Raw genomic sequence first — 13,182 nt, 5'->3', positions numbered from 1 at the left:
AAAGGATCCCGGTGGAAAACACGCAAAGGCGCACCGTGCAGGCAGGCGCGCGCACGGATACCGGCCTGCGCCCGCCCACCGCGGGTTGCCAAGTGAAGCTTCAGGCCGGTCTCCGGGCTTGCGAGGGGCATGAAACCTTCACCTTCCCATGCCTGAGCACAGTGGTATGTCGAAGGGTTCGCTCGCTTACCGTTGCGGGGGCAGCGCCGGACTTGTCGTGGTCGATACGACGCACCGGCTTCCCGTTTCACCCTGCACGCGGCGGTACAGGGCACCTGAAACTGGCGCGCATCTGACCATTGAAACGCCGGGGCGTCAAATGTTGGTACGCCATGAATGCCGCGATAAATCACAAGGTTGCACGTTTTTACTGATTTTTTTTCGAACTTTTTTGGCGGCGTTTGTCTCGAACCGCACGTTAGCCTTTCGTTATCAAGTCATGGAGACTTCCCGCATGCCTGCTCGTCAACTGTTGCGCCACTCCTGCCTGCTCGCCCTGATCGCCGCGCCGCTGGCTGCCACCGCCGCGCCCAGCACCGATCCGTTGTTCACAATCGGTCTGCAGGGCGCCTACGACAAGTTCAAGTTTGAAGGTGGCAGTGAAAGCGACAAGGAACACATGGGCCAAGGCGGCGTGTTCGCCACATTCGGCAACAAGCTGACAGCCGAATCTGGTTTCATCTACCAACTCGGCGCCGAGGCCAAATTCGGCAAAAAGAACGACAACAAGCTCAAGGAGGCTCAGGCCGATCTTGATCTTGGCTGGCGTGCGGCGTTGGACGCTCGCAACTTTGTCGACGTGACTGTGGGCGGCGGCTACAGCTGGTCGCGCTTCGAGCCGGAAATCAACGACCTTGATACCAAGCTCACCGTGAAGTCGCCCTTTGCCAAGGCAGCGCTGGGCTACAACCATCAGTTCGACGCCTCGACACTGCGGGTGGAAGTGGGCGCTCGACATACCCTGGACGGCCGCGCGCGGCTGAAGGTGGATGACTTTGGCAGCGACACGGTCGACCTGAAAGACCGCACCAACCCGTATGCCGAGGTGACGTTGCTGATGAATCAGCAAGGCGGTATGCCGGTACAGGCCGGGGTTTACTACACCCGCACCGAATACAAGCTGGATGAAGACTCCCCAGTAGCAGACAACACCAAGCTCAAGCGTGACGAGTTTGGTGTGAAGGTAGGCTTGGCTTTCTGAAGCTGAGCGCTTGGCAGGCCCGACCGCTGCGCGGGCCTGCTCAAGAACATCAGCGTCCGCGACGGCGCGACACCCGTGCCTCGATGTTCTTGCGCCCGATCAGCAATGGCGGCTTCTCCACCACCGGCTCGTCCGCCAGCCATTTGTACATCACCAGGCAGTCCACCAGCCCCAGGCGGGCATGGCGATAGGCCTTGGGCAAGCGGCCAACGGTCTCGAAGCCCAGTTTGTGCCACAGCGCCACGGCCACTTCATTGCTGGCCACCACCGAGTTGAACTGCAGGGCCAGAAAGCCCTCCTGGCGTGCCAGCTTCTGCGAGTGCTCGCACATCAGACGCGCCACGCCACGGCCACGCGCCTGTTCGCAGACCATGTAGCCGCAATTGCCCACATGCGCACCAGGCCCGGCAGCATTGGCCTTGAGGTAATACGAACCCAGCAGCTTGCCATCTTCTTCGGCCAGCAGCGTGTGCAAGGGCAGTTCCAGCCACACCTGGCGGGCTTTTTCGAAGCTCAGGGCCGGCTCGAAGGCATAGGTTTCACGGGCCTGGACAATGGCCTGGAAGGTGGGCCAGAAACGGTCGAAATCGTCGGGCGTCATGGGGCGAATGTGGATCATGCGTGTTCCTGCGCGGGCTAAGCCGCCCAGTCTGGGTCGCGCGGCGCCGTCGCGCAAGGGCGGCGGCGCCGTTTGTGCTCAGCCGTTGGCCTTGCCGACAGCATCCATGGCCCGCGCCGAGTAAACCAGCGCGGCACCGGCATTCATCGCCACGGCCACGCCCAGCGCCTCGGCAATTTCCTCGCGGCTGGCGCCATGCTTGACCGCCTGCTGTGAATGCACGGCGATGCAGCCGTCGCAGCGGGTGGTCACGGCCACCGCCAGAGAGATCAGCTCGCGGGTCTTGGCGTCCAGGTGGTTGGTCTTGGCCCCCGCACCGCTGGCGGTCATGTAGCCGGCCACGGTGTCGGGGGAGAGTTGCTTGAGATCGCCGATGCCGGCCATCAACTGCTTACGGTAGGCGTCCCAGTCCATCATGCTCATCGTCTTCACCTTGGGGGGGTTGCGAGTGGAGCTTTCAGGCTAGTCGAAGTGTGGCAAGTGTGAGGCTTGTACTTTGGTGGGTGTTTGCTGAGCTGTTTGTGGGAGCGGGCTTGTCCCGCGAAGGAGGCTGCGCGGAACATGGCACCGGCTTCGCCGGTGTTCGCGGGGCAAGCCCGCTCCCACATCGGTCAGATGTAGATGAACACCAGCACCAACGCCGCGACCACGGCCCATTTTTCCAGGTAGTAGCGCATGCGGTTGCGCTTTTTCAGTGCCTTGCCGCGCTCGCGGATCTTGTAGATGCGGGTGAACAGCCGGTTGATCCCACCGGTCTTGTCGCCGTCACCGTTGGGCGCGGCGGCGGCGGCCATGACGTTGCGGCTGAACCAGCGGTTGAACGCCGTTGCCCAGCGGTACTTGAGCGGGCGCTCGACGTCACAGAACAGGATGATGCGGTTGTGTTCGGTGGTATTGGCCGCGTAGTGAATGTAGGTTTCGTCGAAGATCACCCCCTCACCGTCGCGCCACGAGTACTTCTCGCCGTCCACGTCGATGTAGCAACCGTCGTCGTTTGGCGTATCCAGGCCCAGGTGATAGCGGTACGAGCCGGCATACGGGTCACGGTGGCGCACCAGCTTGGCGCCCGGCGGCAGGGTGGCGAACATGGCGGCCTTGACCGTGCCGATACCTTGCAGCAGCTCGGTGGTACGTGGGCACAGGGCCATCGCCGATGGGTGGCTTTCGCCATACCACTTCAGGTAAAAGCGCTTCCAGCCGGTTTTGAAGAACGAGTTGAAACCGACGTCATCGTAATTTTCGGATTTTTTGATTTCGCCCACATGCAGCAACTGGCGGCCCTCTTCACGGATTTCCTGCCAGTGGTCTTGCAGCGGCTTCAGTTCGGGGAAGGCCTCGACCGGCAAGTAAGGCTTGGCCGGGAGCTTGGAAAACAGGTACAGGAAGCTGTTGACCGGGGCCAGAAAGCTGGAGTGGTCGCCCAGCTGGCGGGTCAGCTTGTGACGAACCCGACCGCGCAGGTGAACATAGGCGATCGAGAGGACGAAGATGAGTACGAGTGCAATTTTCATGGACGTTTACTTGTCGAAAAATGGCCATGCGCCATGGCATAAGCCAGCCAGCATAAACAATCATGGGGGCAGTTTGTACTTATTGTTACGAAACGACGGGGCGACATTGGTGTAATGCCCTACAGTCTTGCGCAAACGTTTCATGTTCGGGAGTTTGTATGGTTCAGGATGCACGACCCAGCGGTAGCCCCTTCAAACGGCTGTTTTTCGCCCTGCCGGTCAGCGATGTACAGCGCCGTGCCCTGACCCAGTGGCGCCGGGGTTTGAACCTGCGCAGCGGCAAACCGGTGCCGGCGGCCAACTTCCACGTCACGTTGCTGTTTCTTGGTGATGTGGATGCCGCGCAGGTGCCTGCGATCTGTGCGGCGGTCGATCAACTGGCGCTGCCGGCTGCGGCGCCACGGCTGTTGCTCGACCGCTTGCAGGTGTGGCAGCGGGCCAGCGCTTTGGTGCTGGAGGCCCACCAGACACCGCCGGCCCTGTTGCAACTGGTGTATGGGTTGCAGCAGGCGTTGCTGCCGTTGGGGGTGGAGGCAGTCAGCCGTGAGTATCGCCCGCACCTGACGCTGTCCAGGGATTTTCGCGGCCAGCCACCCGAGGCCAGCAGCGCGCCGGAGTTTTACCTCGCGGCACGCCATTTCACGCTATACGAGTCGCGCAAGGGCGCTTACTGGCCCTTGGCGCAGTGGCCGCTGGCGGACGGACCCGGAGTCAGAATTCCGGGGTGTACTTTACCGTCAGCATGAAGTTGCGTGGCTCGCCATAGTTGTTGCTGCCATTGAGCTGATTGAAGCCTGCAACCCAGTACTTCTTGTCGAACAGGTTGTTGGCGTTGACGGCAACGTTCACTTCCGGTGTCAGCTGATAAGCCAGGCGTGCGCTCCACACGGTGTAGCCAGGCACGGTGTAGGTGCGCTCGTAGCCCAGGGTATGGCTCTGGGTGGTGAAGCCCAGGCCAGTGCTCCAGCGCTGGCCGTCCAGTGGCAGCGTGTAATCCGCCCAGGCGCGCAGCATGTGCTTGGGCGTCCACTGGCTGAATGTGCGGCCTTCTTCGTCCGGGTCATCGAGGAACTTGGTGGTGTTGTAGGTGTAACCGGCAAACAGTTGCAGGCCACTCAGCACTTCACCGCTGATCTCGGCTTCGACACCCTGGCTGCGTACCTTGCCTGCGGCGGTAGAGCAATACCAATCATCGCAGGCGAAGCCTGAGGCTACGTCGGTGACGGCACGGTTTTCCTGGTCGTAACGGAACAGCGCGATCGAAGCGTTGACCCGGCCGTCGAGCAGTTCGCCCTTGAAGCCTGTCTCGTAGTTGCTGCCGATCACTGGCTTGAGTGGCGCATTGCCAACGGCGCGCTCGGTCTGCGGTACGAACACGTCGGTGTAGCTGGCGTACCAGGCCCACTCGCGAGTCAGGTCGTAGACAAAGCCGGCATAAGGGGTGACTTGGCCCGTTTCGGTCATGCGGCTGGTCGGGTAGCGGGTACCCGGGTCGGTCAGGCTGTTGAAGTCGATCGAGTCCCAGCTGTAGTCGAACCAGCTCACACGCGTGCCAAGGATCACGGTCAGGTCCTGGGTGGGTTTGACGCGCCAGGCGCCATACAGGCCTTTCTGGCGTATGTCATAACTAGCCCTGTTGGAACGTGCGAGATCGCCATCGAAGACGCTGTCACGGCTGGGCTCGGGGCGGTCATGATCGATGTCGAAGATGTTGCCGCCTGCATCGAAGTTGCGCCAGTAGGCGTCATCCGAGGTCAGTTTGGAATAGTTGCCACCCACGGTGATCTCATGGGCCAAGGGGCCTGTATCGAAGTGGCCCACCACGTTCATGTCCAAGCCCACTTTGGTCGAGTGAAAGTCAGTGAGCCAGTCGGCGTAGGTGATGCCGCTGCCGTCTGGCGCAACGCCTTGGCCGGTGCTTTGCACCCGCTGGTGGGTGGATGTATTGGTTTCATCCATGCGTACGGCAGCGGCCTTGAAGGTCCAGTCCTCGTTGAAGCGGTGTTCAAGGTCCAGGTAGTACGTAGTGACGTCGTTTTCGGCACGGCTCCAGCGGGCGCCGGTGTAGGTCGATCGCGGCAGGTCCACGGGCTTGCCATTGGCGTAACGTGGGAGGCCACGCAGCATTGGCCGCGACTGTTGACGGCTGTAGCTGATACCGCCGCCTACTGTGGTCGCATCGTTCAGGTCGATGTCCAGCGCACCATACAGCGAATGGTTTTTGCTCCAGACATAGTCGATGAAGCTGTCACTTTGGTCTTCGTCTGCCACAAACCGCCCGCGCACCCGGCCGTCGGCGGTCAGCGGGCCGCCAGCATCCAGTTGCAGGCCATAGTGGTCCCAGGAGCCCGCTTTGCCCGTCAGCGTAACGGTCGGCGCCGTTTGGCCACGCTTGCGTACCAGGTTGATCGCCCCGCCTGGGCTGCCGGTGCCTTGCAGGAGGCCCGAGGCACCGCGCAGCACTTCCACCCGGTCGAAGAACACCAGGTCCTGGGTTGCCCAGTTCCCCAGCGAATAGTTGTTTCGCGGAATCGGTACGCCGTCGTATTGCCAGTCATCAATCTGGAAACCACGCGAGGTCACGACCACGCCGGGGCCAATGCCCTGTGCGCCGACGATGCCCGTGGTGTGGTTGAGCGCATCCTGCAAGTCGGTGATGCCCTGGTCATCCAGTTGCTTTCGCGTGATGACGGTAACCGACTGGGGAATTTCCTTGAGGGTGTGCGTCCCTTTGCCGAGGGTCACAGCGCGGGCGGCATAGGAAACTGTGCCTTCGCTGGTTGCATCCACGTAGTTGTCGGTGATGCTGGTGCTGCCCAGCTCCATGACATCGCTGCCCAGGCTGGCAGGGGCCACACTGAAATGCCCTTCGCCAGATACCCGCAACTGCAAGCCGCTACCGGCCAGTGCGGCTTGCATGGCTTGCTCGGCACTCATCCGGCCGACCACTGCAGGCGCCTGCTTGCCGCGCACCAGTTCAGGCTCCAGCGCAATGATGTGGCCACTTTGGCTGGCGATGCGGTTGAGCGTGTGAGCCAGGCTGGCGGCTGGCAGGTCGAACATCTGGCTTTGCGGCTGGGCGAGCACGTTGAAGCTGGCCAGGGCAGCGACCAGAGGCAGGGCGCGGGGCAAGGGGTTGTACACGGATTACTCCCGAATGAAGTGGCTGTCAGGAGGTATGTGGGACGAGCAAAAAAAACTTGCCACGATTGCGAATGATTTTTAGAAATATTTTTATCAAGCGTTTTTCAGGTCGATCAACATCAACCACGGGCCGTAATGCTCCACGCTGATTGGCAGGGCCTCGGCCAATGCCTTCAACGCTTGCAGTGGCTGATCCAGAGGGAATACGCCTTGTACCCGCAGATCGCGTGCCGCGGGGGCGAGCCGGATGTAGCCGCGCTGATAGGGACGCAGCGCATCGACAACCACATGAAGAGGCTGGTCGAGGACCTCCAGGCGGCCCTCCAGCCAGGCCGCCCGTTGCTGTTGTTCGCCCGCCAGCCGCTCGATGGAATGATTGCGTAGCAGCGCCGCCTGCCCTTGTTGCAGATCGGTCCATTGCCCATTGGCCAAGCTGGCGCGGACGCTGTGTTGCAGCACCACGACCCGGGTGGCGCCCTCTTCCTGGCTGACCAGAAAACGCGTCCCTAACGCCTGTACTTGCCCTTGCGCGGTTCGCACCCGCAGGGGGCGCAGCGGATCGCGCGCAACCTGGATCAGCAACTCGCCGTGGCGCAGCACCAGAAGCCGTTGCCCGGCATCGAACTGCACGTCGACCGCACTGGCGCTGTTCAGGCTCAGGCGGCTGCCGTCGGCCAAGGTAAAACTACGTCGCTCACCGCTGGCTGTATGCAAGTCGGCCAGCCACCCTTGGGTGGTGTCGCTGCGCCATCCCCCCCAAAGCGCCGCGCCGAACAGCCCCAGGCTTGCCATGGCGCCGAGTACGTCACGCCGTGTGCGAGTGGGCTGCATCAACAAGTGACGCGCCTCTGCAGCTTGGCCAGGGGCCCGTTGATCCAGTGCGTGCAGCACGGCCAGGGGATGGCCAAGGCGTTGCTCCAGACGGCTCCAGGCTTGTTGGTGAGCGGGGGCCTGCTGCAGCCACAGACTGAACCTTTGCAGTTGCGCTTCGTCAGGCGTGGCGGCCCTGAGCTCGACCATCCAGTCGATGGCTTGCTCGCTGACCGGGTCGAGGGCTGGCCGGCTCACGCCTGCACCTCGCACAGGTAACATTGGCGCAGCGCCTGTTTCATATAGCGGCTGACAGAGCGTTCGCTGATCTGCAGTTTTGCGGCGATGTCGGCGTAGTGCATGCCGTCGAGCTGGCTATACAGGAAGGTGGCTTTGACCACTGCCGGCAAGCCGTCCAGTGCCTGGTCGATGGCCACCAGGGCCTCGACCAGCAGCAGTTGCTCCTCGACCGATGGTGCTACAGCCTCCGGCAACCGCGCCAAGTGCTCCAGGTAGGCGTGTTCGAGCTGGCGACGGCGATGGCGGTCGAAGATCAGCCGGCGGGCGATGATGGTGAGGTAGGCGCGAGGTTGCTGAATGCTGTCTGGGTCGACACGTGCGCCGAGCATCTGGCAGAACGTTTCGGCGGCGGTGTCCTCGGCGTCAGCATGGTTTCGCAGGCGTTTCTGGATGTGCTGGAGCAACCAGCGATGGTGGTCGCTGAAGAAAAAGCCCAGTTTACGGGTTGATGAGCTGTCCAACGCCTGGCATCCGCATGTGAGTGTGAATCGTTCTCAATAGTAGCCGGGTCGTTCGTTGTCTCGCAATGGGGCAGCGCCCAGAACCGAGCGTGCCGCTATCCGGGAATGGTCTGCTACACCGGCAAGCTCTGATACGGCAACTCATCCCCCGGGCTGCGGTCGAACTGGCGCTTGTACTCGCGGCTGAACTGCGAGGTGCTCTGGTAGCCCACCCGGTGCGCGGCCTGCGCCACCCCCAGGCCTTCGCCAATCAGCATCTGCTGCGCCTTTAACAACCGCAGGCGCTTGAGGTATTGCATCGGTGCCATGTCGGTGCAGCGCTTGAAGTGTTCGTGGAAGGTCGAAACGCTCATGTTTGCCCGCGCAGCCAGTGCTTCCACGCTCAACGGCTCGCTGTAGTGCGCGCGCAGGTGGGCGAGGGCGGCGCCGATGCGGGCGAAGTGCCCCTGTTGCTCCACCAGCGCCCGCAACACACCGGCCTGTGGGCCGCGCAGCGCGGTGTACAGCACTTCGCGTACGCGCGCCGGGCCCAGCACTTTGGCATCCAGCGGGTCCTGCAGGCAGTGCAGCAGCCGCTCCACACTGTCGCGCATCGGCGCATCCAGCGCTGCCGAGGTCATCGATTGCGGGGTTTGTGCCTGCACTGCAACGTCCGGTGCCAGGTCCATGCTCTGCACCAGTTCACCCAGCACGCCACGGTCGATGTCTACCGCCACGCCCAGCAAGGGCGCTTCACGGGTGGCGAAGGTTTCACACATGAACGGGACCGACAACGCCTGCACCAGGTAATGCCCGGCGCCATATTCCAGGGTACGCGGCCCCAGGCGCGCCAGCTTGCTGCCCTGGGCCAGGATCATCAGGCTGGGCTCGTAGATCTGAGGGCTGCTGGCCACATAATGGTCCCAGCTCAGCACCTGCACCTGGGGCAGGTGCGTGGGGGCGAAGCCAGGGTGCGTGGCGAGGCTGCGGATCAGCGCGCAGAGCGGCGCGTTGGCGTCGACGTGGCGGGTCAGTTGCATGGTGAACCTGGAGCAGAGAATCGGACAGCCTAATCATCGCAGATTGAGGGTTTGGCGCCAGATGCTGGCTGGCATCTTCGGAGAATCAGGCATGCATGCCGGAGAATCAGCCGTGTGCCAGGCGGCAAACAGCGCGCAAAATGCGCCGCCTGAATCGTTTCACTTTACTGCGAGGCCCTGCATGTATACCGCCATCGGTTACGCCGCCCAAACCCCCACCAGCCCCCTGGCCCCTGTCACTTTCGAGCGCCGCAGCCCACGCCCGGACGATGTCGCCATCGAAATCCTTTACTGCGGCGTGTGCCATTCCGATATCCACCAGGCGCGCAATGAATGGGGCATTGCCGTGTACCCGCTGATGCCCGGCCACGAAATCATCGGCCGCGTCACGGCGGTGGGCGGCCAGGTGACTGCGCACAAGGTCGGTGACCTGGTGGGCGTCGGCTGCATGGTCGACTCGTGCCGCCACTGTGAAGCCTGCGCCAAGGACCTGGAGCAATATTGCCTGGAAGGCCCGACCATGACCTACGCCACCCCGGACCGGGTCGACGGCAGCAACACCATGGGCGGTTACTCCAGCAGCATCGTGGTCAGCGAGCACTTCGTGGTGCGCATTCCGGCCGGCATGGACTTGCCCAGCGCGGCCCCTATCCTGTGCGCCGGCATCACCACCTATTCGCCGCTCAAGCACCACGGCGTCGGCCCGGGCCACAAAATCGGCATCCTCGGTATGGGTGGCCTTGGCCACATGGGCATCAAGCTGGCCAAGGCCCTGGGTGCCGAGGTGACGCTGTTCACCCGGTCCCAGGCCAAGGCCGAAGAAGCCCGCCGCCAAGGTGCCGACCACGTGATCGTGTCCACCGATGCCGAGCAGATGCGCGCCGCTGCCGGCCGGTTCGATTTCCTGCTGGACACCATTCCGGTGCAGCATGACCTCAACCCGTACCTTGAAACCTTGAAGTTCGACGGTGTGCACATTCTTGTCGGCCTGATCGAACCGATCGACCCGGCGGTGCACGCGGCCAACCTGGTGATGCAGCGCCGGGTGCTGGCGGGGTCGTTGATCGGGGGCATTGCCGAGACTCAGGAAGTGCTGGACTTCTGTGCCGAGCACAACATCCGTTGCGATATCGAGATGCTGGATATTCGCAATATCAACCAGGCGTACGAGCGGATGATTGCCGGTGATGTGAAGTACCGGTTCGTGATCGACATGGCCACTTTGCAGGGCTGATTATTCGGTTGGCTGTACCGGCCTCTTCGCGGACTTGCCCGCTCCCTCAGGTACTGCACAGTTTTCAACGTCTGTGCGGTCCCTGTGGGAGCGGGCAAGCCCGCGAAAAGGCCAGTACAGGCAATGAGGCTGTAGCTGTTACCAGACCATCGCCTTGTCCCAACTCTTCCAGAACAACCACCGCCGCACCTCGCCATGCGCCCCGGTGCCGATCTGCCATTCAGGCTGCCCGCTGTCCAGCGCGATCACCGAAACAACCCCCGCATGGCTCGCCGCCACCAGCGTTTGTCCATCGGCGCTGATATCCATCGCACTGATGGTCGACCCCAGGTAATGCTGCCAATGTTCGGTGCCATCCTCGCCGAACGCCCGCAGGTAGCCATAGGCATCCCCCACAATGTACTCGCCATCGCGCGCCACCCCGGCATATACCCTGGCGCCATCCTGCACCAGCGGGGTACGCGGGTCCTGGCTGTAGTAATCGGTATCCAGCCCTGGCAAGTCCGCCACCTTCACTGCCAGCGTGGCACCGCTATGGAAATGGCAGGCATTGACGATCAACTGGTCATCCGTGCGGTTGAACAACGCAAAGTGCGGGTACTCGCTGCCTGGGCCGATTTCGGCAACCGGCCTGAGCTGGGCATCCAGCACCCGGTGACGGGTACCTTGCTCGCCCACCACGATCAGCCGGCCATCCGCCGACACTGCGCCATGCGCCATGCTCAGCCCCAGGCTGATGTCGTCCGGGTCGGTGCCTTCGGCCAGCTCGTCGAGCACCCGCGTTTGTTGCGGCAGCAGGCGAGTCGCACCTTGAGTGGTCAGCACGAAGATCCCTTCGGCGCTTACCAGCAGCACACGCTGGCCATCGGGGAAGGGGATCAGCGCGGTTGGCGTGGGCGGCAGGTCGAACGGCTCGAACGGGTACCCCGACGGCAACCCCTCCAGCCCACTTGGCCATGCCAGTCGCTGTACTTGCGGGCCACCCCAGCCGTCGGTCACGCGCACGCCCTCGGCATTGGCCAGGGCGAAGTAGCGGCGGGCAGGGCAGCGGCCGAAGTGCTCGATGCCGATCACCGGTGTCACCTCATGGCGGTCGATACGCACGACCTGGCCCTTGTCGTAAGGCATGCCGATGCGGGCCAGCAGGCTGCCGTCGTCCAGCAGCAGGACATTGCTGATCCCTTGGCCGTGGTCATCGAGCAACGGTACCAAGGGGTGGTGTGCGGGTGGCCAGGCCTCGCGAAACGCCCGGTGCTGTTGTTCGTCGACGCCAGGGCGATTGGCGGCCTGCAGGGCAGCCAGCCAGGCGTCCAGCAAGTGCCCGGTGGCTGGCGCCTGTGGCTCTTTCAGGTTATCCCAGCCTTGCGCACCGCCCTGCGCGACGTAGTCGTTGACGGCCTGGGCGTAGGCGGTGACCGCCTGCTGCCACTGCTGCTGGGGGTGCTGCTTGTCCATGAGCGGATCGGGCTCCTTGTTGCACTCGCGTTTCACACACAACGCGCATGGTACTCCTTCTGCCTGCCACGCGGTTGTGAGGCTCCGGCTTGACGCGTACCATGCCGGGCATTCCTATCAATAACAAAGCGTGCGTTGGCGCCCCTGCAAGCGGGTGGCTGGCGTGCGATCTGTTGCCTTGTCTGCGGAGAAGCGGTTTGCACCCATGAACGGACCCATACCCACCCACCAGCCACCCACGGCGGGCAGCGGCAGCTGGCTGAGTGTCATCGCCCTGGCCCTGGCAGCCTTCATCTTCAACACCACCGAGTTCGTGCCGGTGGCGCTGCTGAGTGACATTGGCCGTAGCTTCGACATGAGCACCGCCCAGGTCGGCCTGATGCTGACCATCTATGCCTGGGTGGTGGCATTGGCCTCGCTGCCGATGATGCTGCTGACCCGTAACGTCGAACGGCGGCGCTTGTTGCTGCTCGTGTTCCTGGTGTTCATTGTCAGCCACTTGTTGTCGTGGCTGTCGCAGAGCTTTGCCATGCTGCTGGTCAGCCGTATTGGCATTGCCTTGGCGCATGCGGTGTTCTGGGCCATCACTGCCTCGCTGGCGGTGCGCGTGGCACCACCGGGCCAGCAGGCCAAGGCGCTGGGCCTGCTGGCCACCGGCACCACCCTGGCCATGGTGCTGGGCATTCCGCTGGGCCGCGTAGTGGGTGAGGCGCTGGGCTGGCGCATCACCTTCCTGAGCATTGCCGGGGTGGCGCTGGCCACCATGCTGTGCCTGATGAAATCGCTGCCGCTGCTGCCAAGCCAGAACTCCGGCTCGTTGCGCAGCCTGCCGATCCTGTTCAAGCGCCCGGCGCTGGTCATTACCTATGTGCTGGTGACGCTGGTGATCACGGCGCAGTTCACCGCCTACAGCTACATTGAGCCGTTCGCGCTGCATGTGGCGCAGATTGGCGGTGAGCGCACCACGCTGTTGCTGCTGCTGTTTGGCGGTGCCGGGGTGTTCGGTTCGTTGCTGTTCAGCCGCTACAGCGACCGCTTCCCCCATGGTTTCCTGGTGGGGTCGATCGGCCTGTTGGCAGCGTGCCTGCTGTTGTTGCTGCCGCTGTCGGGCAACTTCTATGCGTTCGCTGCGCTGAGCATGTTCTGGGGCGTGGCGATTCTCAGTTTCAGCTTGTCGCTGCAGTCGAAGACGTTGAAGCTGGCATCCGACGCCACCGATGTGGCCATGGCGTTGTTTTCGGGCATCTACAACATCGGTATTGGTGGTGGTGCGCTGCTGGGCAGTATCGTCAGCAGCCAGATGGACGTGGCGGATATCGGCCTTGTGGGCGGTAGCGTGGCAGTCATCGGGCTGGTGCTGGCGGTTGCCAGCACCCGACGGTTCCGCGAGGCACTGGCGCACTGACCCGCGCCTGGCGCGCACGTGTG

12 protein-coding genes and 1 riboswitch are annotated in these 13,182 nt (G+C 63.0%); of the genes, 4 read left to right on the top strand and 8 right to left on the bottom strand.

The genetic code is table 11. The features are described from left to right. Nucleotides 1-85: 85 nt before the first annotated feature. Nucleotides 86-294, bottom strand: a riboswitch (cobalamin riboswitch). A 160-nt stretch (nucleotides 295-454) separates the two neighbouring features. Then, nucleotides 455-1,201 carry an outer membrane beta-barrel protein gene (locus D906_RS21980; RefSeq protein WP_016714657.1) on the top strand — a complete coding sequence of 249 codons (747 nt, stop codon included), beginning with the start codon at nucleotides 455-457 and terminating at the stop codon, nucleotides 1,199-1,201. Nucleotides 1,202-1,250: 49 nt separating this feature from the next. Here D906_RS21980 and D906_RS21975 read toward each other — a convergent pair whose 3' ends face one another. From D906_RS21975 to lpxO, 3 genes are all read right to left on the bottom strand, one after another. Then, nucleotides 1,251-1,820: a GNAT family N-acetyltransferase gene (locus tag D906_RS21975; RefSeq protein WP_019098432.1), complete on the bottom strand. Its 570-nt coding sequence runs from the start codon at nucleotides 1,818-1,820 to the stop codon at nucleotides 1,251-1,253. A 78-nt stretch (nucleotides 1,821-1,898) separates the two neighbouring features. Further along, nucleotides 1,899-2,243: a carboxymuconolactone decarboxylase family protein gene (locus D906_RS21970; protein WP_013973174.1), complete on the bottom strand. Its 345-nt coding sequence runs from the start codon at nucleotides 2,241-2,243 to the stop codon at nucleotides 1,899-1,901. A 188-nt stretch (nucleotides 2,244-2,431) separates the two neighbouring features. After that, on the bottom strand, nucleotides 2,432-3,331 hold the full coding sequence (lpxO, locus tag D906_RS21965) for a lipid A hydroxylase LpxO (protein WP_016714655.1): 900 nt from the start codon (nucleotides 3,329-3,331) through the stop codon (nucleotides 2,432-2,434). A gap of 158 nt (nucleotides 3,332-3,489) precedes the next feature. Between lpxO and thpR the strand changes: the two genes are divergently transcribed. After that, nucleotides 3,490-4,077 (top strand): RNA 2',3'-cyclic phosphodiesterase, encoded by a 588-nt coding sequence (gene thpR / locus D906_RS21960; protein ID WP_019098433.1) that lies wholly within the window; start codon nucleotides 3,490-3,492, stop codon nucleotides 4,075-4,077. Here the strand turns inward: thpR and D906_RS21955 are convergent. The 4 genes from D906_RS21955 to D906_RS21940 form a co-directional block, all read right to left on the bottom strand. Continuing rightward, complete coding sequence (locus D906_RS21955; protein ID WP_027609702.1) at nucleotides 4,043-6,475, bottom strand: TonB-dependent receptor; 2,433 nt, start codon at nucleotides 6,473-6,475, stop codon at nucleotides 4,043-4,045. The genes thpR and D906_RS21955 overlap by 35 nt on opposite strands. A 93-nt stretch (nucleotides 6,476-6,568) precedes the next feature. Beyond that, nucleotides 6,569-7,543 carry a FecR family protein gene (locus D906_RS21950; RefSeq protein WP_019098435.1) on the bottom strand — a complete coding sequence of 325 codons (975 nt, stop codon included), beginning with the start codon at nucleotides 7,541-7,543 and terminating at the stop codon, nucleotides 6,569-6,571. Continuing rightward, a complete protein-coding gene (locus tag D906_RS21945; RefSeq protein WP_019098436.1) occupies nucleotides 7,540-8,046 on the bottom strand; it encodes a sigma-70 family RNA polymerase sigma factor in 507 nt (168 codons plus the stop codon). The genes D906_RS21950 and D906_RS21945 overlap by 4 nt, the downstream gene beginning before the upstream one ends. Nucleotides 8,047-8,159: 113 nt before the next feature. Beyond that, nucleotides 8,160-9,065, bottom strand: coding sequence for an AraC family transcriptional regulator (locus D906_RS21940; RefSeq protein WP_019098437.1), 906 nt, complete (start codon nucleotides 9,063-9,065; stop codon nucleotides 8,160-8,162). A 181-nt stretch (nucleotides 9,066-9,246) separates the two neighbouring features. Between D906_RS21940 and calA the strand changes: the two genes are divergently transcribed. Further along, nucleotides 9,247-10,299, top strand: coding sequence for a vanillin reductase (gene calA / locus D906_RS21935; protein WP_019098438.1), 1,053 nt, complete (start codon nucleotides 9,247-9,249; stop codon nucleotides 10,297-10,299). 138 nt (nucleotides 10,300-10,437) lie between these two features. Here calA and D906_RS21930 read toward each other — a convergent pair whose 3' ends face one another. Beyond that, nucleotides 10,438-11,754 carry a hypothetical protein gene (locus D906_RS21930; protein ID WP_027615714.1) on the bottom strand — a complete coding sequence of 439 codons (1,317 nt, stop codon included), beginning with the start codon at nucleotides 11,752-11,754 and terminating at the stop codon, nucleotides 10,438-10,440. 205 nt (nucleotides 11,755-11,959) lie between these two features. Here D906_RS21930 and D906_RS21925 point away from each other — a divergent pair, with 205 nt between their 5' ends. Beyond that, nucleotides 11,960-13,159, top strand: a complete 1,200-nt coding sequence (locus D906_RS21925) for a sugar transporter (RefSeq protein WP_019098440.1) — start codon at nucleotides 11,960-11,962, stop codon at nucleotides 13,157-13,159. Nucleotides 13,160-13,182 lie beyond the last annotated feature (23 nt).

The organism is Pseudomonas sp. LAIL14HWK12:I1, from assembly GCF_003202095.1.
Lineage (GTDB): Bacteria > Pseudomonadota > Gammaproteobacteria > Pseudomonadales > Pseudomonadaceae > Aquipseudomonas > Aquipseudomonas monteilii.
The sequence above is the reverse complement of the archived record's forward strand: the minus strand, read 5'-3'. Positions and strand labels throughout refer to the sequence as shown.